Below are 25591 nucleotides of genomic sequence, written 5' to 3'. Positions count from 1 at the left end.
GTAGGTTAAAAGTTAGATGAATTTTAGAACAACGCAATTTTTAGAAGCACACATTAAAAAGACGCTCAGCTTTTACGCACCAAATTGCGTGGATGAGCGTGGTGGCTTTAATCACTTCTTCAAGGATAATGGCGAGATTTATGATGCGAACACGCGTCACTTAGTATCAAGTACCCGTTTTGTCTTTAACTATGCTATGGCTTATGACTATTTTAAAGAGCCAGCTGACTTAGATAAGGTTAAGCATGGTATCGAATATTTAGAAACTGTCCATAGGCAGGAAAATGGCGGCTATGCGTGGTTGCTTGAAGGCGAAAATGTTGTAGATGGCACTAACCATTGTTACGGGCTCGCCTTTGTTTTATTGGCTCATGCCTGTGCGTTGAAGGTTGGGTTATCAGACAGCAAGTCTGCAATTGAGCGAGTATGGCAGCTGTTAGAAGAGAAATACTTTGAGCCTGATTTTGGACTCTATAAAGACGAATTCGATGCAGACTTTAATCAGGCAGATAAGTACCGTGGTCAAAATGCCAATATGCATACCTGCGAAGCGCTAATAGCTTGCTTTGAAGCAACGCAGGATGAAAAGTTTTTACAGCGTGCGTATTTGCTCGCCGACAATATGGTAAATCGTCAAGCCGCTAAGGCGGAAGGGCTGATTTGGGAGCACTATGATAGTCAATGGCAAGTCGACCTTGAATATAACAAAGACGATCCCAAACACTTATTCAGACCTTGGGGGTTTCAGCCCGGTCATCAAACTGAGTGGTCAAAATTATTATTGTTGATTAACCGCTACATGCCAAAGTCATGGCTTGTGGAAAAAGCCGAGCACTTGTTTGATGAGTCATTAAAAGCAGCTTGGGATAGTGAATTTGGGGGGATTTGCTACGGCTTTGCGCCGGATAAGTCGATTTGTGATGATGACAAGTACTTTTGGGTTCAAGCTGAGTCATTCGCTGCGGCTGCGCTACTAGCACTTGAAACCGGTGATGAAAAATATTGGCAGTGGTACGACAGAATTTGGCAATATGCTTGGGATAACTTCGTCGACCATGAATACGGTGCTTGGTATCGTATTTTGAATAACAAGAACGAAAAGTACAGCGATGAAAAAAGCCCGGCGGGCAAGACCGATTATCACACTATGGGCGCGTGTTACGAAGTCCTGCGTTCAATGAAGTTAAAAGGCGAATAACATGGCACTTGTTTGTTTTGGTGAGGCGTTGATTGATTTTTTATCGGATGGCAAAACACCAGAATCATTTACTAAATATGCAGGCGGCGCGCCTGCAAACGTGGCAGTAGCTGCGGCAAAGCAAGGCGTTGATGCGTATTTTTGCGGCATGTTAGGCAATGACATGTTCGGCCAGTTTTTAGCTGAAGAGCTACAGGCTAATGGCGTAAATACCCGTTACCTTGAGTATACAGATAAAGCCAAAACGGCATTGGCATTTGTCTCTCTTGATAAACAAGGTGAAAGAAGCTTTAGTTTTTATCGGCCACCAGCGGCGGATTTGTTGTTCAGGCAAACACATTTTTCTGAGGATATGTTTACAGAGCATTCTGTATTACATATATGCAGTAACAGTCTTACTGAAGAGAATATCTATAAAACCACGGTTTATGCGCTTGAGCGTGCACGAGCAAACAACATGCTTGTTAGTTTTGATATGAACCTGAGGTTGAACCTATGGAGTTCGACAGCGCATATTCTTGATAGAATTTGGCATTGTATCGCACTAAGTAATGTCGTTAAACTCTCACGCGAAGAATTGGAATACCTGAACGCGAATAGTCATGCGGGTAAAACCGAAGCGCAAACCATAGCCGCAATTATGGATAAGCAAACTCAATTGTTATTAATAACCGACGGCGCAAACCCCGTTGAGATTTATCTACAAAATGATAGTGCTAAAGTCGCTGCGCCAATTGTTGTCGCGGTGGATACCACGGCTGCGGGAGATGCGTTTGTAGGGGGGTTACTTGCTGAGATCATTCGAAAGTTTAAACCTACCCGAGATACTGAGTTTGCCATCACACTAAATGAGGCAAAAGGCTTAGTCGCATATGCCGCAAAATGTGGTGCGTTCGCCGTTCAACACTACGGTGCATTTGCCGCTTTGCCGTCAAAGGCTGATATTGGCGAATAGTAGTCTTTTTTCTAGGATAGGTGCATGCTCTACCGCAAAACATTTATCCTAGTCCCTGTTTTTTACTCGCAGTCTTTGTGGGGCCACTCTACTATATGCGCTTCAAAATCAGATTCTAAATCTACTTCCAGTTCTGAGGTTGCCTTACCAAAAATACTGATCCCCGCATCTATCATGGCTTGTTTGGAACCATTATTTCTAAGAGGATGCCAGCTTGCCAGTCCCCTGCCCTCATGAAGTCGTCGATAACTACAACTGTTTGGCATAAAAAAGATATCTTTGAGGTTTTCTTTGGTTAGCTGTACGCAAGACGGAACTAGAACTTGCCTTTCGCTGTAGCGGCTACAACCACAGCTATTTTTATCGTTATATTGGCAAACAACGTCGGTGTAGAGTAACTCTTCACCTTCGCGTAAAAAGTCGGTGCTCTCAAATGATTCATCTTCCTCATCGCTGACGATAAAAGAGTGTAAACAGCATTTACCACAGCCATCACAAATCGCTTCCCACTCATCTCTAGTCATTTCTTCGAGTGTTTTTTCTTGCCAAAAGCTCATTACTTTGCCCCTTCATTACGCTTTTTTGCATCATATTTGATTTGTGCCGTTGGAATCGATCACATCAAACAAGCGGCGCATTCTATAGGATAGTTGAACGTAATTCAAAATTGGCTAACTATTTATGGCTGACTATGATTAAAGTACTATTTTTATTTCATAATCTTTGGCGAGAGCGCTATTTGTCTGTGATTATGGGACTTAGCGAGGGTGGGTGATTGAGGCAAAGGTACGTCATTTTATTGTTTGTACTCCTGTTGTCTCTGTGTAGTCAAGTGGTAGCAGCTGGCAAAGAGACGTTGCAACTAGAGTACGTGGCTTCAAATGCTAAAATTGTCGACGTCATAAATAACCCAAGTATCCATTGGCAAACTACTGATGATAAAGTGTTGAACTTAGGTTATTCCAACCTAAGTTACTGGGTACGTACGTCGTTAAATATTGATGAAAAAGAAGGGCCTTATTTACTTGAGATAGCCTATCCGGTGCTGGATCAGCTTGATGTTTACATGCTACAAGAAGGCAATATATTTGTTCATCAGCAATTAGGAGATAAACAACCTTTCGTTGACCGCCCTTTTGCGCATGAACATTTTATTATACCACTCCCAAACGGCACGCATGGTAAGGTAGCACTATACATTAAAGTACGCTCATCCAGTTCGCTGCAACTTCCCGTGGTACTTTGGACAAACCATGACTTTTTGATAAACGACCAAGTTTTTCGTATCGTGATGGGGATCTACTTTGGTTTGATGGGGATAATGGCAGCTTATAATGTGCTCCTCTATTTTACCATTCGCGAATCCACATTATTTTACTATGTTTTATACGTTATTTGTTTAGCGCTATTTTCTGCTTGTTTGTCAGGTTTTGCCTTTCGATATCTTTGGCCAAATAGTCTTTGGTGGAACGATCAAGCAATCTTGTTCTTTCTTATCAGTTCGGTGTTAACCGGCACTTACTTTGTTATGACATTGCTCGAGATTGGTATTTCGGACAAGTGGCTTTATCTAGGTTGTCGCTTAATTTTGGGATTAGGGCTGGTACTCTTATTTTCTTCTGTGTTTTTTGACTATGCAGTGATGATAAAACTTACCATAGCGCATGCCGTATCAGCTTGTATCTGGGGCGTATTCTGCCGTATTTTACGTTTGGCTGGGAAAAGCCGCTTAGCGACATACTATTCGATTGCTTGGAGCTCAGTGCTCATTGGCGGGATCATTCTTGCGCTAAATAAATTAGATTTAATCAGCCAAACTTGGTTTACCGAAAATGCGCTATTAATAGGTACTGCCATTGAGGTGGCCTGTTTATCGATAGCAATAGGTGAAAAACTCAATACCGAGAAAAACAAGCGCTTTCAAGCGCAATTAACGGCATTCAATGAAATCCAAAAAGTAAACTCTCAATTAGAGAAGACTGTCGCCATCCGAACTCAAGCGCTACAGGAAGCTAACGATAGACTGGAGCTTGCGAGTCGCACCGATGCGCTTACTGGTGTTGCCAATAGGCGAGCGCTAGACGAAGCCTTGCATAGTGAATGCTTAAGAGCAAAGCGTTTTGAACACGCTCTTAGTGTTATAATGATCGATATCGATTTTTTTAAGCAGGTTAACGATACCTATGGTCACGAAGCGGGAGACGATTGTCTGACTCACATCGGACGTATACTTTCCAATTGTGCTACGAGAGCGGGAGACTTTGTCGCACGGTATGGCGGCGAAGAGTTTTGTATTGTACTTGCACAAACCGATAGCTCGCAGGCTTTTGACCTTGCAGAGAAGATCAGAATGACATGTGAGACTAGCCCATTGATAAGCGAAAGCTATTGTATAGAGATGACATTAAGTGCAGGATTACATACTCAGACTAAGCCACCATACAGCGGTAAAGAATTGCTCGCCTCGGCAGATCAGGCACTTTATTTTGCTAAGCGTAATGGTCGTAATCAAGTGGCAATCTCAGGTGCGCTGTAAATTTGGTATTCGGCTGTAAATGAATTAGCTAAGTCACCATAGAAAAGGATATAAAATGAAGACACTTTACAGAATCGCTATTTTATTGGCGCTCCTCATTGGTGCAATAGCAGCTTATAGCTATAGCAGCCACACTGGGATGTTCATTTTTGTGATATTGGGTGTGGCACTTGAAATTGCATTTTGGCTTAAGTTAATACCGCGACGAAAAATTAAAACGTAAGCGCGAAAACATACTGTTGTATATCAACTAAAAGCAGGCACTTTAGTTAACGGAAGCTTGATCTCCATGTTCAACCCGCCTAATAGGCTATTAAAGGATTCAATTTGTCCACTGTGAGCTTCTACCACTTTTTTGCACATCGCAAGGCCCATACCCTTGGATTTTCCCGAATTGGTTCTTGCTGATTGTGATTTGTAAAGCGGGTCAAATAGCTGTTTGTGCGCCTCATAGGATAGCGGAGTGCCTGAGTCTTCAATGCGAATGATTAGATTACTGTCGACGCTAAAGAAACTCATCTTTACTTGGACCTTATCTCCACCATGCTTAATCGCATTACCTAAGATCTCGAGAACACAGTTAGTGATCGCGTCTAGGTCGATGGTTATCTTTTCTGTACCAGATATTTGATAGTTAACCTCTAATTGCTCCTTATTATCCTTAAATAAGCCCGCAGCCTGAGTATGTACTTGATTTACCAGTTTGCAGATCGTGAAGTCTCTTAGATTAAGCATAGTTGCTAACTTTTCATTGTCAGTGACCAGCATCAATTGATTAATAAAGTGGTTTAGCTCGTCAATTTTATCCATGAGCTTGCCGTAGCTCTCCTGAACATTCTCAACGATATTGTATTGTAGAGATTCAACCTGTACCTTCATAACGGTAAGTGGTGTACGCAGCTCATGAGAGAGATCGGTAAATAAACGTTGTTCTTTCTTTTCTAACGCCTGCTGATTTTGACGGTTGAACTGCTTTTCTGTTTGTACTGTATTCGAGAGTGCATTCACCTGAGTTTGTAGCGTTGATAGCAGATTATTTTGGGCTGACTTATTTTGTTGCGCAAGTGCCAGCGTAAATAACATGACCTCAATTAAGTAGCCAAATTTAATCGCGCTTGATATATGATGAACGTTGATAAAACCCGCATACATTGTCCCACCGATAGCAATGAAATTTACAAAAATGACATGGTTTAGCAGGCTGAGGGAAAAAGTGACAGAACCAGGAGCACTCTGTTTCAAAGACCAATAGCTGGTATAAAGAAATAGCGGGATGATACTCAAGCTTAATACTAGATTGTAGTGAACCGATTTTGAATAGATTGCCACTGGGATAAGTAGTAGGTAAGCCGCTAAAAATCCATTATATAAAAGATGTAAGGTTTCGTTTCGATGCTTTAATTGCAGAAATTGTTTGACGAAAAGAAGGTGAAACACTGGTACAAAAGTCATCAAACAAGCTGAAAATAAGGTGGCAAATTTGCCTTGTGAAGGCCAAAAATATTGAAATGTGAACCCTGACATATCCAACACAATAAGCAAAAACAATAGCGTCCAAAGACAATAGTATGCGTTGGTCGCATTGGCATTAAAGTAGAAGTTAACCAATACAATAACAAACACGGCTGCTATGATCCCGCTTAGTGCTGCATTGGTAACCGTACTGGTAAGAACATTACTGTTTAGCTCATTATCATTTATTAACCTAAGGTCAGCGGGGGCATTCGCAAAAGTCTGATAGCGGACAATAAGACTTGCCCCTGCTAAGTGCTCTTTTGATATTGGTAGATATAATTGCGGTGCTTCTACTTCCCTAATATTAAACGCGGTATTCAGGGTGTGCTGCGTTAAAAATGAGACCTCGCCGTTGTTAATCAAAGCAACACTTAGCCAAGGCAATCTGGCAAAGCCAAATGCGATGTAATTTCTGTCCTCGGATATAAGCATATTTGGGGTGATCAACGCCCACTGATAAGGCTCATTCTTTAGCTCAGGCACTTGGCTTGAAAGTACCTCAACAATAGATTGGCTGTCGCGCTCATCTATGCCGAGCACTGAAGATAATTGCGCAGCATCGACTTCTCCAAAGTGGATTGTTAATGGTTCACTTACTCTATGCTCGGCACTAGGCGTAAAGTCAACTGCACCAGCCGCCATAGAAAAAAGCATAAAAATTAACGAGAAAAGTCTTAACATAGTGATATAAGGCACAATAATTATAGCTAAATCCTACTTTTAAATAGTGAAGCAAATGTGGATCAAATTTGGAGAAGTAAACAAATGTAAATGCAATCACATAACTAATAATCAGTAAAAACAGCATATTACTACTATTAGTTACCACTGTTTCAAAAAATGCGATGAGAAAATGAGCATACGTGTCGAGTTACATAAAACTGAAATATAACTGTAACAATTGGGTGGTTAAATGCGCGGCTGAAATAAAAGTGTAATGAATGAACATTACTTACTCTAAGAGCGAAACTATGGTTAATCAATCTCAGACTTCAGCATCAGCTAAACTTTTTAACTGGCTGTCAATCGTATTACTTGTTTACTTAGTCTTAGTCGCAGTTGGCACTGTGAGTGGCGGTTTTAAGTTGGCCTCAGGTGGAAGTGAAGGGGCGAAGGAAATCTTCGCATTCGCAACCAATCCAATCGTCGCCCTACTCTTAGGGGCTTTGGCAACTGCATTGGTGCAGTCCTCATCAACGGTGACTTCTGTTATTGTTGGCCTCGTTGCTGGCGGATTACCTATTAGTATCGCAATTCCTATGGTGATGGGCGCAAATATTGGTACGACTATTACCAACACGCTCGTTTCTATCGGCCACATTCGTAGTAAAGAAGAGTTTAGAAGAGCGTTTGCCGCATCCACCGTACATGACTTCTTTAATTTATTAGCCGTTGCTATTTTCCTGCCTTTGGAAATCATGTTTGGCATGTTAGAAAAACTTGCGTCAGGACTTGCCCATGTATTTGTTGGTGATGCTGACTTATCGTTAAAAAGTTACAACTTTATCAAACCACTAGTGAAACCAGCGGTTAGCGTGGTAAAAGATGGTGTTAGCTTTTTAGATTCTACAGCAGCAGGTATTGCCATGGTTGTTATCGGTATCATGATGATCCTGTTCGCTGTGACTTACTTAGGTAAATTACTCAAAAAGGCGTTGGTAGGTAAAGCGAAAGAGTTATTACATAGTGCGATAGGCAGAGGCCCTGTTGTAGGTATAAGCTCAGGCGCTTTAGTTACGGTAATGGTACAATCGTCTTCGACAACAACAAGCTTGATGATCCCACTTGCTGGCAGCGGTGTATTTACCACTCGTCAGATATATCCGTTCACTTTAGGTGCAAATATAGGCACAACAATTACCGCTTTGTTAGCTGCAACATCTATTACAGGTCCTGCTGCAGAAGTCGCATTAACGATTGCACTTGTACATGTTATGTTTAACGTTTTTGCGGTAGCACTTATTTACGGGTTACCACTGCTGAGAGAAATCCCGCTTCGTCTAGCTGAGAAGTTAGCTGAGATTGGTGCGCAGAATAAACCAGCAGCTTTGGCTTACGTATTAGGTTCGTTCTTTGTATTTCCGGGACTCATTATGCTCGCAGTACGATAAATAAAACGAACAAAGAATGCATTTAAAGCTCGGTATTGCCGAGCTTTGACTTTTTTAGCCTTTGGTTGGTAAGTCATAATTCTGTAATCTAGTTTTGAGATAATTAACATTGTCTTGTAAATAACGAAAGAAAGTAATGAGTAGCAAACCTGGTATTTTTAGTTTTAATGCAGCACAGATCACAAGTTCTATGAGGGGACAGTACCGTGCTGTTCAACCCTATGAGAAACTTAGTCTGCAACCAGGTGAGCAAGGACTTTCTTTGGTGATAGAGTTGCCAATGGATGCGCGTATTGATGACCGAGTTAACGTTGTACTAACAAAGCACGGCGAGCGAAATGCGAAGTGCGAGGTCTCTTTGGTGGTTGATCCGGAGTCGTATCTCACTAAGATTGTCGAAATTAAAGTAAAGCAATCGCTTGATGCAGGTCCTTACTTTATGCAATTGAACCTAGTGGGACTCCACGATTACCTAAAGAACGCGGCTGAGTTTGATATCATTTTGAATGAGCGAATTATCGTAAGCGAACCAGTATCTGAAGCGATTACAACTCAGACTACTGGCTTCAAACGTATTTTTAACTCGGCGGTCAGCGCTGTATTATCCGTTTTTTAGCGACTATGTTGGTAATGAAATCTTACCCATAGAAAAAGGCAGCACATCGCTACCACCTGATACGGTTTCATTCGCAAGTAGCGCAAATAAAGCGGCCTCTTTGGCATCAGGGTTGATACCCAGTTGTGAGAAATCCTTGATTAAAACACGGTTATTCAAGTGGCTTTTAATTCGCGCCATTAAAAACACATTATGAATTCCACCTCCGCTAACATATAGCTCTAATTCAGTTGCACCAAGCTCGTTCACCGCATTTGCGACAGCGATAGCTGTGAATTCGGTCAGTGTCGTGATGATATCTTCATGATTATAATCTTTTCCATCCAACGCATGATGCACGAAGGCTTGATTAAATAACTCTTGTCCAGTTGATTTTGGAAGTGGCTTATCAAAGAATTGGTGTGACAGTAATGCTTCGAGAAAAGGCAATTGAATTTTTCCACTAGACGCAATCTCACCATTTTCATCGAATGGTAGCCCTAATACGTGGCGACAATATTGGTCTACTAATGTGTTTCCTGGACCGATGTCACTACTCATACTCTGCGCTAGTGCACAATTTTTTGGTAAATAAGTAAGGTTTGAAATACCGCCAATATTGAGCAAAACCCTATCGATACTGGTGTCCGAATATAACAAATAGTCACCATATTGCACGAGAGGGGCTCCCTCATATCCTTTGGCGATATGCTTTTGTCTAAAGTCTGAGATGGTGATGATGTTCGTTTTTGCCGCAATAATATCGCCGTCAACGATCTGCAATGTGCTATTTAATTTTTCAACGTCTGCAAAGGCTTGTTTTGGACAATGGTAAAGTGTTTGTCCATGACTCGCTATTAAATCAACAGTGTCGGCTGCGACTTGCCATTCTTTCAAAGCATTATTGATTAGACTTGCGTACAACTCGCCGAGCCACGCATTTAATTGACATAACGTCTTAAGACTTACCTGTGATTTAGACGCATGATCACTGAGAAGCTGCTTTTGCGAAGAGTCGTATTCTATCGTGGTAAATTGTTCGACTGTTAGCTGTGTTCTTTTCCCGGCACCTTCAATTTTACATAACGCAATATCTAATCCATCCAATGAGGTACCGCTCATAAGTCCGAGTATATATTTGGTCTTTTTTTCCGCGATCGTGGCGAGTTTAATAATATCTGTTTTCATTTATAATGCGCGCTCCATGATCAATGCTTTTGCCTGTTCATACTTTACGCCGGACAAGCTGCCAAATCCTTCAAGTTGTCTGAATTTATATTTAGTAAAATAGGGGCAATTTAAGCCTAGTAAAAACAACGTTTTGAGGTGAGTAGAAAAATTTACGCCGCGTTGCGATGCAAATTGCGAAGCGTCTCTTAAAATATTTCGTGTTGTTTCAATATCTAATTCCCGGCTCTCTTGTGCATTGACGATCAAATGCTTACCGCTGCAGACCCCGCAGTGACCGCATTGTTCTGGTGCGAGCATATCGCCGAAGTAGCTGGCAAGCGCTTTGTGATAGCATGAAGTTAGCTGGAAAAATTTGAGTAAATGTCTTAGCCGTGCAAGTTCGCCTTGCTCTTTAATTTGTGATTGCTGGTAGAAAGACTCAACCAGTTCATTAATGTTAACTTGTTGGATAGGCTTTGAATAAACCGACGTATATTTAGCGACTTTTACGTCAATCAGTTGTTGGTTTTGCAAATACTCAACGACTTCTTGGGCTTTAGCCTGTGGGATGTTTTGCTCGCTTAATGCTTGATGTGAAAGTAATCCCCACTTCTTTTTGAATTCAAAACACGAGAATAGCTGAGTCAAAAACAGTTGCCGTTCAGGCGAGTACTTGGCTAATATTTTATCTTTGTCTTGGCTGAATGCGATGCTTAGCTCCGCAAAATAGCTGTAGTTTACTTGTAAGTATCCTTGCAGTTCGAGCTGGACAATAAGTGTTTTTAGCACCAATTGATTAATATTGGTTTTATAGGCAAGATCGTATTCATTGAGGTGATAATCTGTAGCTGGATCACCGAAAAGTTCATCAAAAAGCAGCGTTAACGACTCTCGCTCTAATGCACTGGCGTAAACGAAGTTCTCTAATGTGGCAATTTTTTCATTATTAATTAAAGCAACGCAATGTGCATTCTCGCCATCTCTGCCTGCCCTACCCACTTCTTGGCTATATCCCTCAATAGATTTTGGCATATCATAATGTAGTACCCAGCGAACATCGGGTTTGTCTACACCCATACCAAATGCAATGGTAGCTACAACGATAAGATTTTCTTTCCCTAGAAAGTCAGCTTGAATTTGGGCCTTTTTCTCGCTCTGCAATGATGCATGAAAAGCTTCTGCAGGAAAGCCGCAAGCCGTTATCATTTTTGCTACTTCTTCTGCTTGCTTTTGCTGCGTGACATAAACGATACCAGCGCCTTTTGCCTTTTTTAAGAAGGCGAGTAAATATTCGTCTTTTTGAGATTCGCTAATATGCGCCGCACTTAAGAATAGATTCTTCCGGTAAAAGCCCGTTCTAATGATATTTTGATCGGATACATCGAATTTAACCGCCATATCGCGTGCAACTTTATTTGTTGCTGTCGCGGTGAGTAATAGCACTTGGTTGATACCAAGTTCATGTCGATATTTGGCCACTTTTAGGTAGTCTGGCCTGAAATTATGTCCCCACTCAGAAATACAATGCGCCTCATCAATGACAAGAAAAGAGATATTGCTTTGTGATAACAAGGTACGTGCTTTTTGGCTATTAAGCCGCTCGACTGATATAAAGAGAACTTTAAGGGCATTGTCTCGCACCGCACTTTCTATGCGCAATGTTTCCTCTTTGCTTTGAGTACTATCAAGACAAGCTGTTGCAACTCCTTTACTTTGTAGGTAATCTCGTTGCTCGTGCATTAGTGCCAATAGTGGTGAAACGACTAAGCACATCCCTTGCTTCAATATTGCTGGTAACTGATAACACAACGACTTGCCTGCACCAGTTGCAAAAATAGCGATTGCACTTTGACCTTGCAGTATAGATTCAATGACTTCCGATTGCCCCGGGCGAAGTGTCGTATGTCCAAATGTACTTTGTAGTGTTTGAAAGAGTTGCTGCTGTTGAGTCATCCTGAATCTTTTCTATATTTTTCTGAGATATTCGCTATTGTGCCATTTAAATTGGTGATTGCTTCATTGACGCGCTCAATGTCACTACGCTTAAATGCATGACGTCCAAGCATAAAATGTATAGCGTTATCGTTAACTACATAAGGGTGTAGCTGAATGCTTTGATAGCCTAGCTTGTTGATATAGTAGTAGCCTGCGTCTTCATCTTCAATCAGAAAATCGACGCGGTTTTTAGCCACCATTTCTATTCGTCTGTCTAAGCTCGCGATTTCAAACAGCCGCTTGTCGTACCAATCGATTTTTTTTATTTGTTTCACTTCCTCACCGTAATAGGCTCCGGGATTAGCCGTGAATGTATAACCTGCAGAAAACAACTCGATTAAGTTGCTATCGAGATCTATTTCCTTGTTAGCAAACAAGCGCATTTTTTCACGCCGATATGGCGAGGAGAAGTAAGCTATTTTTGCTCTATCGACGCTAAAACTTGCCGATGGCAATACATCAATTAAGCCCTTCTCAAGCTCGGTGATCCCACGTGCCGATGAAGGAAGTTGAATGAACTCGATACAAAACCCTGCTCGTTCAAAAACTGCTCTAGTGATATCTACATCTATGCCATAAGGACGAGTGCCATACATAACAAAAGGCGGCCAGCTAGAGCCAATGCCGATTTTTAGCGATGATTGATCCGCGCAATCGGAAGCGTAGCTTTTTGGAAAAACTAAAACGAATAATAAAACGGATAGACGAATAAGCACTGCCAGAACTTATGACTCTTTTATGAAGTTCATTATGTCATTATGAAAGACCAAGCAGAAAAAGAAAGAAGAAATTGGTGATAAAAGTCATATAATGGGTAACTTTATGTTTATGTGAATAAAAAATGAGCTTGACTGGCAAGCTCATTAATTGGGGATGGTTAGATTAGTTAGTTACTGCCTTCCATACATCAGCGGTTCCTGGTTCTTCACCTTGAGTCCACCATTTTGCTTCAAAGACATTACCGTTATGAATTACTCGGTCACCACCGACATATACTGTTGAGCGATCCCAAGTGGGGTATTGGGCGCCACCGTCTTTAATCGTAACATTAAATGTTGTATCAACAGCGTTCACCCCGTCTGATACGGTAACAGTTACTGGGACGGTTGTGTCGGCAGTGACATTTGCAGCAGTAATAGTCGCCGAGCTACCATTTGCTGCTACGCTTAGCTCGGCTGGTGCACTCCAGCTATAGCTAAGCGCTTCGCCTTCAGGGTCAGTTGCTGACACATTGACTGTAGCCGAGGCCCCTTCATTAACCACAATATCTGAAACCGGTGTAACGACAGGCGCTGCATTTGCACCTTCTGGGTTTACAACAACAACGATTGTTTTGGTTGTTGATAACGCGCCGTCATCGACCGTTACAGTCAAGTCGTAACTTGTCTGTTGACTGACTGAAGGAGCAGTTACAGCCACAGCTGAAGTGTTGTTAGCAGATAAAGCCAAACCAGGCGCAGCAACCCATGAATAAGTTAATGGATCATTGTCTAAATCGCTTGCTTGCGCATCGACATTCACAACCTGACCTGAGGTTACATTGATTGGTCCAGAAACTCCGATAGAAGGGGCACGATTAGGGATCTCACCTGCTGTAAGGCCATCATACATTGCATTTAGAATGTCGCCATTATCAGCGTCAATTTCCCAACCAAATAAACCAGCCAGTTGATGAGTGTTTGCATACTGACCTTTTGCGATAACGCTGCGTGGGCTATCGTAAGTGATGAGTTTACCGTTACTTCTGTTCCAAACATATGCTGCTTGTGCTTGCTCATCGTAGCCTACTTCATAACCATTAACACCTGAACCACCTTGGCCTACAGCGTTTGCTGCAATAGCCTTGTAATCCATAATGCCAGGCTCCCAAACGCCTTCACTTGTAGAGCCAGTCAACGGGCCATTGCCCGGCGCCGTCATCGGATTACCTGGGATTGTGGCATTTGCATCTAGCACACCTTCCCAGCCGCGGCCGTACATTGCAACGCCCATAACGAGCTTAGAGGGCTGCACACCTTGTTGAAGTAACAATTGAATTGCATGGTCGCCAGTATATGCAGGGCCTTTGCGTGGCACTCCATTGTCGTCAATGCCTGTACCGTTACATTCATCAGTGCTGAGATGAGAACCACAGTAGATACCGGTTTGATGACCCGTTTCATTGTTCCAAGCGCCATAGAAGTCATAGGTCATCGCAAAGATATAATCCATATACTGCTGAGCAGCTTGGTAATCTACATCTTCAATCTTGTCATAACCAGCACCTATTGCAGAAGTGAGTTCATATTGACGGCCGGTTTCAGCTTCTAACTCATCTAGCATTGCACGCAGCTCTTGCATTAGCGCCACATAGGCTGGACCGTCGTTAATTGGATCGCCTAAATCTGGGTTTGGACCATCACCACCTGGGAATTCCCAGTCGATATCTACACCGTCATAAAATTTCCACGTTTTAAGGAATTGTTTTACAGACGCGACGAAAGTGTCGCGGTTTGCTTTGTTTGTAAAGCCATGGAATGGATCAGATAGCGTCCAACCACCTACTGAAGGCAGAATTTTAAGGTCCGGATAACGTTGTTTTAGCGCCATTAATTGAGAATAAACACCGCGAATAGGATCCTTTGCATCCACCCCTGGCATAGATTTTTGCACTGCAGCCCAAGGGTCGTGAATGACGACTTCGTAATCTCGAGAGTCAGCACATGCAGTTTGAAGCGCTCTCCAACTATTACCATTTTCGATGGATTTTAGCGACTCGTTAGGACCACAAATCGGAATAAAGCCATATAAAATGTGCGATAGGTTATGAGCCGGGATCTTAGTTACGTCGTAATTACGGCCATAAATGCCCCATTCAACGAAATAAGCACCCGTTACACGGCCTGGTATTGTACCGTTATTACGGTTGTTCGGATCTACATTCATAGGAAGTGGCGCTAGATGTGCACCGTCAGTGTCGGCAATGACGATTTCTTTCCCTGCGCTTCTTGCACATACGGTACCTTCACACAGTTCTAAATAAAGCTGATGGCGACCCGATTTAGTGTAGGGGAATTGTACTACTCCGCTTTTAGTACCAGCTGCAAGCGTACCTTGGTTTACGAGTAGATCATCAAAATATACTTTATAGTTATCACCGCCAGAGCCACTCCAAGCATTCCATTTGATGCTAATATCGACAACATCTTTGGCTTTTACCAGTTGCTTGTATGAGCCAAGTCCATCCACGTTAACTTCTACGAACGAATACTGTTGTGGCTGCCAATCTAATGTTGGTGTAGAAGGGGCTGCAAGTGCCCCGCCACTCAGTAAGGCAAGTCCTATATAGCTGGTTATTTTATTAAGTTTCATATCTTCAACCTTATTGTAGTTACATGTTGTACCCAATTAATTTGGGTTTTCTTTAAATTGCTTTCCAAACATCGGATGCGCCGGGCTCTTCTCCCTGAGTCCACCACTTGGCCTCATACACTTTCTGTTGATGCGTTACTCTGTCGCCTGCGACATAGGTAGTTGTACTATTCCAAGCTGGGTATTGGTTATTGGTGCTATCTTGAACGGTAATTGAGAAACTTACGGTCGTGCTTGCTTTGCCATCGGTGACATTAAGTTCAGCCTGAAAGGTTTGATCAGCCGTCACTTCAGGTGTTGAGATGGAAATCGTGTCACCTTCGCCACTAAAGCTAAGCGGTGCAGGAATACTCCAAATGAATGTCAGTGGGTCATTTTGGTCGTCAAACGCATGAGCATGCACTGTCGCTTGGCTATTTTCTGCGATGCTTTGGTTAGAAATTGGATTCACCGTAGGCGCGGTGTTGTCACCCCCTTTTACAACGCTAAGATTGCTGGTGTAAGCGGCATGCGGCAAAAATACTTCGTTTGCTAACAAGGCGTTTGCATCAAACGCAATTGAACCGTCCGCTTGCTTAACACCAATGTTGACCTTATTTCCGTAATTGCTATCAAGATAAAGAGCTAACTCAGCTTGCCATGTTGATGCATTAGTGGAGGTTACATTCAAGTTATGGCTAATTAATTCATTTCCAGATTGATCAAACGTCCTAAACCACACGCTATCACCGGCTTTAGCATCTTGCCCTTGCTTTAAGAAATAGCCGCTGCTCACCCATTCTGGAGGCGTGCCTGTTGAGGTTATTGTGATATCAGAGCAATTGTAAAATCCCTCTCCTGCGACATCAAACCGCTGCCAACGGGTATATAAAACTGCATTGCCCTCACGGCCTTGCGGTATATCTATTTCCATTTTATAGAAGCGTTTACCTTCAGGATCCACAACGAAATCAATATTGCCAAATTCATTAATAAGCTCTAAGTCATTCCAAGTCAGAGGAGATGTATCGCCATCGTAGTTTGGCTTTGACAAGAAGAACTGCCAAAAACTGGGATTATGAGGTGTTGTCGCCCTAAAGCTAATGGCAAGTTTATTTTGAGCGTTTGGCTCTACGACTGTACGCTGCCAGTGTGGTGATACAACACTCATGCCACTTTTGTTTGGGTCACCAGCTGAGCAAAGCGTACCATTGGGGATATTCGCTTTTACTGCCTCTAGGTTATTGTAGTCAGCGGTATTGGTCGAAAATTCATGCTCTTGCACAAACTGAAAATGGCCTGAGTCTAGAAAAGCTGCTCGACACGCTAAATTTGGGATATTTGAGCCATCATCCGGCCACCAATAACCTCCTTGCGCTTGGCAGAACGCTTGTCTTGCTTTGGGAAATTCCATAAAACCATGAGCTGAAACTGCGCTTGAAAGCAAAACTGAGGTTGCGCCAAAAAGACCAAGCGCATATTTACGGTGTAAACTATTCATGCTTATTCGCCTTTTATAAAGGGGAGCAAAGCTCCCCATTTATTATTTACAAGTTGCAAACCTTGGTATAGTCACTACTGACTGATGGTTGCTTATTACTCCACCATTTCGCTTCATACACCGCGTTTCCTTCAACAATTAAATCACCTTGAGCTGCATGTGTGCCCTGTGGCAAGTTCGGGTAAACCACAATTTGACTGATAGGTGTACCTTTACAGCTAGTTACCGGATCTGTAGGCCCTGTACCAGGTGTTGCGATTGGTAGGTCGTTATATTCACTGGTAAATGCATAGCGATTACCGTCTTTCTCAACCACAAAGTTAACAGGACCAGAAATCGGCATGTAGTACATGACTTGGGCATTGATGGTTTCGCCAGGAGCAAAAGACTTAGGCGTTCCACCCCACTCGTTCACAAGCGTGATTGAGAATCGATGGAATTCGTTTTCGAAGCCGCCAATATTATTTCCCGCAGCATTTGAGCCATTTACGTCAACTGCCATGCCAAGTTTTTCTTGCGCATTCCAGTTAGATTTGAAAATGGCCGAAGTCGCAACAGGAACATCAAATGAAATTTTCGCGCCACTCAAATCTATCGCTGAGTTATTGGTAAAGGCAAAAGTTGGTGCTATTGGATAGTTAGCATCTCCAGCTGGAAAATCTTTGGCAACAAACGTAACATCAACTGCTGAAGCTGGTTTTACAAAAGTCTTATTTCCTTGTTTAACCGAGTATGGTGTGCCACTTTGGTTAAACTTGTTGTAGGCTAAGCTTGTTAGCGATGAACCCATGAAATATTCATTCTTGCTCACATCATAATCGAAATCGCCTGCAAGCTCCCAGAACATGATACCGCCTAGTTCTTGGTTGATGACATAGTCGACTTTGGCGGCCATTGACTCTTCATCTTCTATGGATAGGAACACATTTTTGGTAGCGTTCCAAAGCCAAGGAGCAACCGCTACCGAATCATAATGGCGCGTGTAGCTGCCATTAATTTGATGCTCAGGGTTATTAACTGGATCTAGTCCATAATCACTTAGGTAACTACCTAACACGCCATTTTGAAGGTTTTTAACATGCCAAAGTGGGTTCGAACCTGCCGGTACTTCTAAGCCAACGTCGTTCTTGTCGTGCCACAAGTTATCAATACCTACAGCACCATTACCACATTTATTCTTTTCACCGCTACCAGTTCCCGGAGGACAATCTGCTTGGTTAGGTAATGCAGCCTGCCCCCAAAGGCCATTTGTACCGCCTGTTACATCTCTAAAACCGCGAGTATAATAAGGAATACCAATGTTGATGCGTCCTGCGGAGACCGAGCCTCTGAAATATTTGACCGCCCAATCGGTATTGAGGTAACCAATTCCTTCAAACTCTTTGGTGCCATATACATTCCATTGTTTTAGCTCTGAATCTTCGCCGGTGTCGAATAGCGATGCGTTATGACCAACGTGCTGGTTCCACGCTCCGTGTAAGTCATAAGACATGATATTGACGTAATCTAGATACTTGGTGACTTGGAATGTCTCCATACCACGTAGAAGGTAACCAGAAGATGGTGATGCGATCGTCAATAGATAGTGTGTATTGTCTTGTTGGCCAGCTTGGTCTAATGCTTCTCTTAGCTTTTTCATCAACACTTGATAAGAAGCATTCAATGCTGCTCGACGCGGGTTTGATATCGCAAAATCATCTGGGTGACCAGAGTCATTCATAGAAGATGGATATTCATAGTCGATATCGACACCATCAAAGTTGTATTTACGGATAAATTCAACTGAACTTGCTACAAACGCATCAATACCTGCGTGATTCACGCTGCCATCTGCATTAGTCGTCATCGTATAGAAGCCGCCGCTGGCAACTCGCTTACCTGTTTCGTCAAAGTAGCCACCAGTTTCTGCCCAACCGCCGACTGAGATCAAGGTTTTAACATCAGGATGCTGTTTCTTAAATTTGTTCAGCAAGTTAAAGTGACCGGTATAAGGAAGAGACGGATCCATCTCTGCACCAGCAACCCCCGGCCAAGTCATGTTCGTCGCTGCATTGTTAGGAGCTGTTGGATTGCCTATTGACACCTTGTTATTGGCATCAACGTGCGCGAAAGCGTAATTGATGTGGGTGATCTTATCCCAAGGAATATCATCAACTAGATAGCTCGGTTGACCATTCTTACCCGTTCTCCAACTAGTAAAGTAACCGATGACACGTCTAGGGTGATCAGTGCCCATTTTCTCGCGGCCATTCTCGTCGTAAATATCACAGTAGTTAGGCGATGTGTTAGGGGTCTGATATAGGCCATGTGGAACACAGTTGTTTACAACTGGTGGCGTTTCAACGACATTCGCACTGAGTACGCTCTCTGCTGTGGCACCGGTATTGTCTTCAACAATAAGTTTTAAAGTTACGGCGCCCAGTTGCGTTGGTGTCCAAGTATGCTGAGCTGGTGCTGTTGCACTTTCAAATGCGACTTGGTCGTTAATAAGCAGTGTTAGTTTTGCTATTGAGCCGTCGGGATCTGAACCATCAAGAACGATGTCTACAGGCTGATTAATAACCAGATTATTACCTCCGCCTAATGAAAGGTTTGCTGTAGGTAACTGATTTCCTGCCGTATTAACGATGACATTGGTTATTAATGTGTTGGACACAGCTTGCTTGTCATCTGTTGCAACTACTGAAATTGCGTGTGTTCCAGCGGTAGCTGACCAGTTAAATGAAAAATTATCACCTGTCGCTGTGGTATCAATACCAACTGACGTGCCATCTACAAAAAACTCTACCTGTGCTACTTGGCCATCACTATCTGTTGCATTCACAGAAATGGCAACGCTGTCATTTTCGTTAAAAGCGCTGCCATCAGCTGGCAGTAAGCTCTGTACTGTGGGTGGTGTGTTTGTGACAACGCTGTCACAGCCCCCCAATTTTTTCCAATCATCCCACTGACCCGAATGGGTAACTGGATCAGCCTGAGTCCACCATTTCGCTTCAAAAGCTTGTTGCGATTTTTGTACTTGAGCACCACCATTGTATGCCGAATTTTGTGACCATTCAGGTAAGCCATCACAATTATAAGCATATGAGTTAGCGCAGAAAATGGCTCCGAGGATCGAAGCCATTTGCGATAATTTAAGGGTCTTTACATGTTGTTTCATAGTTTGGTTCTCCAACCATTTATTGTATTTGGTTAACAATAACAACATAAACCTAACACATAAAATCAATATGGCAACAACATTTTTCTCCAGCCGATAACGTTAACGTAAGCGTAAATTGAACCGTGTTTTTCATCAAAATGTAACACTAAATGGTTGATTCATATGCTTAGTTTTGGTTCGCTGACACATGGAAATGAAACTGTAATTATTTAATATTAAGCGATAGTTGCTAGCCACATCTCTAAATTTATTACAGTTACCAGTTTGTTTCTTATGCATATATTAAAAAGTTATTAATCAGGTTTAAGGGTAATATTAGACTTAAGGCGTATTTTAACGGTTTCTTGTCGTGGCTTCCTTTTTGAACTAAGTTTAAATTAATTCATTTAGGAGATTGAACTTTGGAATTTGCTGAGCTATCAACGACTTCAAATGAAGCGATACGAGTGCTTTGTCTCGATGATGAGACGAATGTGATACGGTCATTAAATCGCTTATTTCGTCAAAATGGAATACACGCCGAGCTCTGTAGTGATCCACAGACGGCCTTGGCGCTTGTCCGAGACTCCTCCTTTGAAGTTGTTATTAGTGATATGCGGATGCCTGAAATGGATGGCGCCACATTTTTGCATGAAGTAAAGCGTATTTGCCCAGATACACAACGGATATTACTCACAGGATACTCTGATCTTGCTTCAACAATTAAAGCCATTAATGAAAGTGGGATCCATGCATATATTCAAAAGCCTTGGGATAACGATATACTCGTACATACTGTGAGAGAATGTTCAGAGAAATACAGGTTAAAAAGCGTCAATAAGAGACTAAATGAAGAGATAGTACAAAAAAATGCGCAACTTACAGAGTTAAATGAAAACCTTGAAGGACTTGTACAAAAACGCACTGTGCAGATCCGCAAAGTGTTAAGTCAACTAGAGCAAGCTAATCAAAAAGAACGTAAAGAACATCGGGCTACCGTCGAGTTACTTTATAATTTTCTGAATGCAAATCCATTTATCGATGGTAAAAAAGCGAAGAGCATAGCCAAATTATGTAAAATTATAGCTAAGAAGCTAGAACTCTCTAGTGAATTAGCTGAAACGGCTATGATGTCAGGGTATTTAGCAGAAGTAGGTTTACTTGCTATGGACCCAGAAATTTATAAATCGCCACCCAGAAAACTAAGCGAAGCCCAAAAGAAAATTTATTATACGCATCCTTCCATTGCACAGCTTATGTTGATGCCAGCGCAGCACCTATCTGACGTATCCGAGGCGATTTATCATCAGTTTGAAAAATTTAATGGTCAAGGGATCCCTAAAGGTCTTAAAGGCAAAGAAATTCCTTTGGGCTCACAGATACTTGCGGTCGCCCGAGATTATTATGACAACTTATACAGCGCTAACGGTTCTGATAAAGAGAAAGCCGATTTAGCGCTAGATCTTATCCGAACCTATAGAGGAAATTTCTACTCCCCAGAAGTCGTTGATATTTTAGAGACAGCAGTGAGTAACAACGAGCTAGGCCAAGAGCAAGTCGGTTCGGTTGATATATTGACAACTGAAAAACTCAAGCCTGGCATGATATTAGGTTTAGCGCTTCACAGTAATCAAGGAATTTTATTGCTACCAAAAGGCCATATCTTTACTGATAAGTCGATAGATAAACTTAAGCAGCTGGAAACACAACGCCCAATCCCCTTTCGAATTATGGTCAAGCGATAATAATAACTTATCGACTTATCGACTTATCGACTTATCGACTTATCGACTTATCGACTTATCGACTTATCGACTTATCGACTTATCGACTTATCGACTTATCGACTTATCGACTTATCGACTTATCGACTTATCGGCGACTGCACTATCGAATACTCGTTTGCTGGTGTTGTGTAGATAATGGTAAATATAGCTTTTGAACCGTTAATTGGGTCAATGTTATTGAGCCGTCAAATTATACTGGCTCGAGAATAACGGACTTGTATTAGAGCAGTACGCCTATAAGAACACATCATACAAATTTGTAAACTCGCTCAGCTTACTTTCTACTAAAACTATTAATAAAAAAAGCCCAGTAAACTGGGCTCGTTCAACTAACTACTAAACTAATCTAGTAGTTTATTAAGTGCTTGAAGCGGGTGTTTTGGTTTTTCTCCACTAAAGCGTTTAACCTGACACCGACAAGAGAAGCCAGTCACTAATATTTCATCTTGAGCTGCGTTATCAATATGATGCTGCCATGAGGATTCGTAGAGCGCTTTTGAGTTTTCTTGATTTTGCGCTTCGTGGCCATAAGTTCCCGCCATGCCACAACATCCTGTATTAACCGCTTCTAAATTAGAGTTCAACTTATTAAAAATACCTTGCCAAACATTTTTAGATTCAGGCATCGCTGTTGTTTCTGTACAGTGACTTATCAATGTAAATTTTGATGGACTGATTGTCGCAGCCGTTGGGATATCGACTGTTGCAAGCCATTCATGTGCTAATTGTACCTTAAAGTCTCCCCTGCTCTCTTTGAGGATATCATTATATTCATCGCGATAGCACATCACCAAAGAGGCATCGAGCCCAACTAAAGGTCTGTTATACTCACTGACAGTATTTAAAAACTCTGCGGCAGTCTTCGCGGTCGATTTAAATTCCTTTAAAAAGCCTTTAACGTGTTGTGGCTTACCGTTCGGTTTGAATGGTAACACGAGCGGATAAAACCCAAGCTTTGATATAACTTGCACAAAGTCCGATACTAGTTCTGCTTCATAGAAACTAGTAAACGGGTCTTGAACAACAAATACCACGCTTTGTTGTTCTTCATCGCTTAACATTTCAAAACTGTGTTCTGAATAAAAGTGTTTGCTTGAAACTAATTTGCTAAGTTGCACCTTACTTAGCGATGGGGAGTCAATATACCCAATCAGCCGTTCAACAAAAAAGTTGGATATGCGATTACTTTGTAGAGCGTTAACTAAATTTGGAAACTTAGCCATGGTAGGCAGTGCTCGCTCAATATTCGCAACTAAGTAGTCTTTAAATGGACGATTGTAACGGCTGTAGTAAAAGTTTAAAAACTTAGCTCGAAACGTAGGAACATCCACTTTTATTGGGCAAGCCGTTGTGCATGCTTTACAGGCTAAACATTCATCCATTGATGCTTTAACTTCATGGGAAAAGTCATATTCGTTTTTCTTTCGGGTATTGAGAAAGCGCTCCCACCAAGTAGTATCATTTTCATGATTGATTAATTGCTTTTCTGCAGCAATCAAATCTACCCCTTTATTGTTTTGGAGTCTTAACCACTCTTTAAATAACCCAGCGCGTCCTTTTGGAGAGTTTCTACGATCTTTGGTTACCTTGTACGATGGACACATTGGTGAGTTGTCATCATAGTTGAAGCAAAGTCCGTTACCATTACAATTGATTGGCGCTTCGTAGTTTACTTTTACTTCAGTTGGTATTGTACGGTCAAACCAAGCTCTTTTCTGTGCATCGACTGACACTAATTGATCGCTTGAATCCAGTGGTGTACAAATTTTTCCAGGATTTAGGCGATTGTTTTTATCAAACAAACTTTTAATTTTACGAAGTTCATTAAATAGTTGCTCACCGAAAAACTCTGGTCCATATTCACTTCGGTAACCTTTTCCATGCTCACCCCACATTAGTCCTCGGTATTTTGCAGTTAACGCTACTACTTTATCTGAGATCACACGTAGTAGTCTTTCCTGTTTGGGGTCGCACATATCAAGCGCAGGGCGCACGTGTAAAACACCGGCGTCAACATGACCAAACATGCCATAATCTAATTGGTAACTATCAAGCAACTCTCTAAATTCAATGATAAAATCAGCAAGGTTTTCAGGTGGAACGGCTGTATCTTCAGCAAAAGCAAGTGGCTTTTTATTACCCTTTGCGTTACCCAACAAGCCAACTGATTTTTTACGCATCGCATAGATCTTAAGGATATCCGCTTTATCATTAGTAAGTTGATAACCAATAACCCCCGCTTCTTTGTTCGCAATAAGCTGATCTAATCGTTGACATAAACTATCGACTTTAGACGAAATTTCATCTTCGGATTCACCATTAAACTCAACCATGTTAAGACCTTGCATCTCAACACCTGGGACATCTTGAATTAAGTCCGATACTGAATGCCAAATGATGTCTTCTTTGGCAAGACCTAGAACTTTACTATCTACAGTTTCGACCGATGTAGCATTAGCGGAAACCAAGAAAGGGCTGTTTCTAAGCGCTGATTCAAATGAGTCATATTTGATATTGATTAGGGTTTTATATGGCTGAATTGGCGTTAAATTAAGCTTTGCTTCGGTTACAACACCAAGCGAACCTTCAGAGCCTGTAATAATTCGAGACAAATCAAAAGTAGTTAGTGAATCGTCGAATACATTTTCGAGGTCATAACCGGTTAAAAAACGGTTTAGTCTTGGAAATTTTTCTAGTATAAGTGCTCGATTGCTTCGACAGATCTCGATGACATTCGCATAAATGTGAGAAGTCTTTGAGTTTTGCTCAGCTAGTAGCTCGGCTTTATCGATTGCTAACTTCGAGGTATTTAGTTCTGTTCCATCCACTAAAAAAGTTTTTAGCCCAAGAATATGATCGCTTGTTTTGCCATAAACGAGTGAACCTTGGCCCGACGCATCAGTATTTACCATACCACCTATTGTTGCTCGGTTACTGGTGGAGAGATCTGGCGAAAAGAAATAGCCGTAAGGTCTTAGAAAGTCATTAAGCTGATCTTTGATCACACCCGCCTGAACTCGAACCCACCCTTCTTGTTCATTGATCTCAAGAATTTCTCTCATGTGTCTCGAGAGGTCAATCACGATACCCGGCGTAAGTGATTGACCATTCGTACCGGTTCCTCCGCCTCTAGGACCAAAGGTGAGAGACAAAAATGGATCTTGTTGGGCGATTTCGAGTGCAAGTTGTACGTCTCGATTTGTTCTAGGAAATAATACTGCTTGAGGGATTTCCTGATAGATACTATTGTCGGTTGACGTAACAAGACGAGTTGCATAACTCGTATCAATGTCCCCACTAAAACCTGCATCAGTTAGTTTACTTTGATAGAGGTTGATAAGTTCGTTTGCAGAATCCTGCTGACTAATATTTGCGATCATGACGGTATATTTTACTTGCTTTGAATTAATTGTATCACGAAGGATTAATGATCAACTTGAGAATTTTATGGTTTGTTACAATTGGAAATAGTTTATTTCACCACATACCTTATACTCATATTGTATAGGAGGAAATAACATGAAAATTATTTACGACCTTGCTGGTATTGTGTTTTGTATTCTAGCATTGATCTTCTTTGTTGTGCCCGGTCCATCGGTTATCTTTTTACTTGCGGCCTTGGTGTGTTTCTCGATGAATCATGAAGGCGCAAAGAAGCACCTAAAAAATGTGCAGCGTCTGTTTAAGCTTGGCTGCGAAAAGTTAGATAGGACATTTCAGAAATGAAATGGCCCCAATGTGTTGCATTGGGGCCAT

The 25591-nt window shown here is 41.9% G+C and carries 17 protein-coding genes; 8 read left to right on the top strand and 9 right to left on the bottom strand.

The features are described from left to right. Positions 1 to 16: 16 nt before the first annotated feature. Both ABMY45_RS08225 and ABMY45_RS08220 read left to right on the top strand, forming a co-directional pair. Complete coding sequence (locus ABMY45_RS08225; protein ID WP_227387948.1) at positions 17 to 1198, top strand: AGE family epimerase/isomerase; 1182 nt, start codon at positions 17 to 19, stop codon at positions 1196 to 1198. A gap of 1 nt (position 1199) precedes the next feature. Continuing rightward, positions 1200 to 2153, top strand: coding sequence for a carbohydrate kinase (locus ABMY45_RS08220; RefSeq protein WP_227387949.1), 954 nt, complete (start codon positions 1200 to 1202; stop codon positions 2151 to 2153). 62 nt (positions 2154 to 2215) lie between these two features. Here ABMY45_RS08220 and ABMY45_RS08215 read toward each other — a convergent pair whose 3' ends face one another. Further along, positions 2216 to 2710 carry a YcgN family cysteine cluster protein gene (locus ABMY45_RS08215; protein ID WP_227387950.1) on the bottom strand — a complete coding sequence of 165 codons (495 nt, stop codon included), beginning with the start codon at positions 2708 to 2710 and terminating at the stop codon, positions 2216 to 2218. A gap of 242 nt (positions 2711 to 2952) precedes the next feature. On the opposite strand from ABMY45_RS08215, the gene ABMY45_RS08210 reads away from it, so the two are divergent. Both ABMY45_RS08210 and ABMY45_RS08205 read left to right on the top strand, forming a co-directional pair. Further along, positions 2953 to 4689 carry a diguanylate cyclase gene (locus ABMY45_RS08210; protein WP_349288730.1) on the top strand — a complete coding sequence of 579 codons (1737 nt, stop codon included), beginning with the start codon at positions 2953 to 2955 and terminating at the stop codon, positions 4687 to 4689. A 55-nt stretch (positions 4690 to 4744) separates the two neighbouring features. Next, positions 4745 to 4912 carry a hypothetical protein gene (locus ABMY45_RS08205; protein WP_227387952.1) on the top strand — a complete coding sequence of 56 codons (168 nt, stop codon included), beginning with the start codon at positions 4745 to 4747 and terminating at the stop codon, positions 4910 to 4912. A gap of 23 nt (positions 4913 to 4935) precedes the next feature. On the opposite strand, the gene ABMY45_RS08200 is transcribed toward ABMY45_RS08205, so the two are convergent. Beyond that, positions 4936 to 6846: a sensor histidine kinase gene (locus ABMY45_RS08200; RefSeq protein ID WP_349288729.1), complete on the bottom strand. Its 1911-nt coding sequence runs from the start codon at positions 6844 to 6846 to the stop codon at positions 4936 to 4938. Positions 6847 to 7175: 329 nt separating this feature from the next. On the opposite strand from ABMY45_RS08200, the gene ABMY45_RS08195 reads away from it, so the two are divergent. Both ABMY45_RS08195 and ABMY45_RS08190 read left to right on the top strand, forming a co-directional pair. Then, positions 7176 to 8315, top strand: coding sequence for a Na/Pi symporter (locus ABMY45_RS08195; protein WP_069019181.1), 1140 nt, complete (start codon positions 7176 to 7178; stop codon positions 8313 to 8315). 136 nt (positions 8316 to 8451) lie between these two features. Then, the gene (locus tag ABMY45_RS08190) at positions 8452 to 8931 is read left to right on the top strand and encodes a hypothetical protein (protein ID WP_227387954.1); all 480 of its coding nucleotides are present in this window, start codon (positions 8452 to 8454) and stop codon (positions 8929 to 8931) included. Positions 8932 to 8934: 3 nt separating this feature from the next. Here the strand turns inward: ABMY45_RS08190 and ABMY45_RS08185 are convergent, their stop codons facing one another. From ABMY45_RS08185 to ABMY45_RS08160, 6 genes are all read right to left on the bottom strand, one after another. After that, positions 8935 to 10098 carry an anhydro-N-acetylmuramic acid kinase gene (locus ABMY45_RS08185; protein ID WP_349288728.1) on the bottom strand — a complete coding sequence of 388 codons (1164 nt, stop codon included), beginning with the start codon at positions 10096 to 10098 and terminating at the stop codon, positions 8935 to 8937. Beyond that, entirely contained in the window at positions 10099 to 12033 is a 1935-nt protein-coding gene (locus tag ABMY45_RS08180; RefSeq protein WP_349288727.1) for a RecQ family ATP-dependent DNA helicase, read from the bottom strand. Further along, complete coding sequence (locus ABMY45_RS08175; RefSeq protein WP_010605518.1) at positions 12030 to 12791, bottom strand: transporter substrate-binding domain-containing protein; 762 nt, start codon at positions 12789 to 12791, stop codon at positions 12030 to 12032. Before ABMY45_RS08175 ends, ABMY45_RS08180 begins: the two co-directional genes overlap by 4 nt. 166 nt (positions 12792 to 12957) lie before the next feature. Beyond that, positions 12958 to 15426, bottom strand: coding sequence for a glycosyl hydrolase family 18 protein (locus tag ABMY45_RS08170; protein ID WP_349288726.1), 2469 nt, complete (start codon positions 15424 to 15426; stop codon positions 12958 to 12960). Between the two features lie 52 nt (positions 15427 to 15478). Beyond that, positions 15479 to 16906 (bottom strand): lytic polysaccharide monooxygenase, encoded by a 1428-nt coding sequence (locus ABMY45_RS08165; protein WP_349288725.1) that lies wholly within the window; start codon positions 16904 to 16906, stop codon positions 15479 to 15481. Between the two features lie 46 nt (positions 16907 to 16952). Then, positions 16953 to 20066: a glycosyl hydrolase family 18 protein gene (locus tag ABMY45_RS08160; RefSeq protein WP_206471348.1), complete on the bottom strand. Its 3114-nt coding sequence runs from the start codon at positions 20064 to 20066 to the stop codon at positions 16953 to 16955. A 404-nt stretch (positions 20067 to 20470) separates the two neighbouring features. Between ABMY45_RS08160 and ABMY45_RS08155 the strand changes: the two genes are divergently transcribed. Beyond that, complete coding sequence (locus tag ABMY45_RS08155) at positions 20471 to 21793, top strand: HD domain-containing phosphohydrolase (protein WP_206471349.1); 1323 nt, start codon at positions 20471 to 20473, stop codon at positions 21791 to 21793. 383 nt (positions 21794 to 22176) lie between these two features. Here ABMY45_RS08155 and ABMY45_RS08150 read toward each other — a convergent pair whose 3' ends face one another. Then, entirely contained in the window at positions 22177 to 25215 is a 3039-nt protein-coding gene (locus ABMY45_RS08150) for an FAD-binding and (Fe-S)-binding domain-containing protein (RefSeq protein ID WP_349288724.1), read from the bottom strand. Between the two features lie 139 nt (positions 25216 to 25354). Between ABMY45_RS08150 and ABMY45_RS08145 the strand changes: the two genes are divergently transcribed. Beyond that, positions 25355 to 25561 (top strand): PGPGW domain-containing protein, encoded by a 207-nt coding sequence (locus ABMY45_RS08145; RefSeq protein ID WP_010605524.1) that lies wholly within the window; start codon positions 25355 to 25357, stop codon positions 25559 to 25561. Positions 25562 to 25591: the final 30 nt, after the last annotated feature.

The organism is Pseudoalteromonas sp. XMcav11-Q (assembly GCF_040104525.1).
Lineage (GTDB): Bacteria > Pseudomonadota > Gammaproteobacteria > Enterobacterales > Alteromonadaceae > Pseudoalteromonas.
Note: the sequence above shows the minus strand (reverse complement) of the source record. Positions and strands in the feature narration are given on the sequence as shown.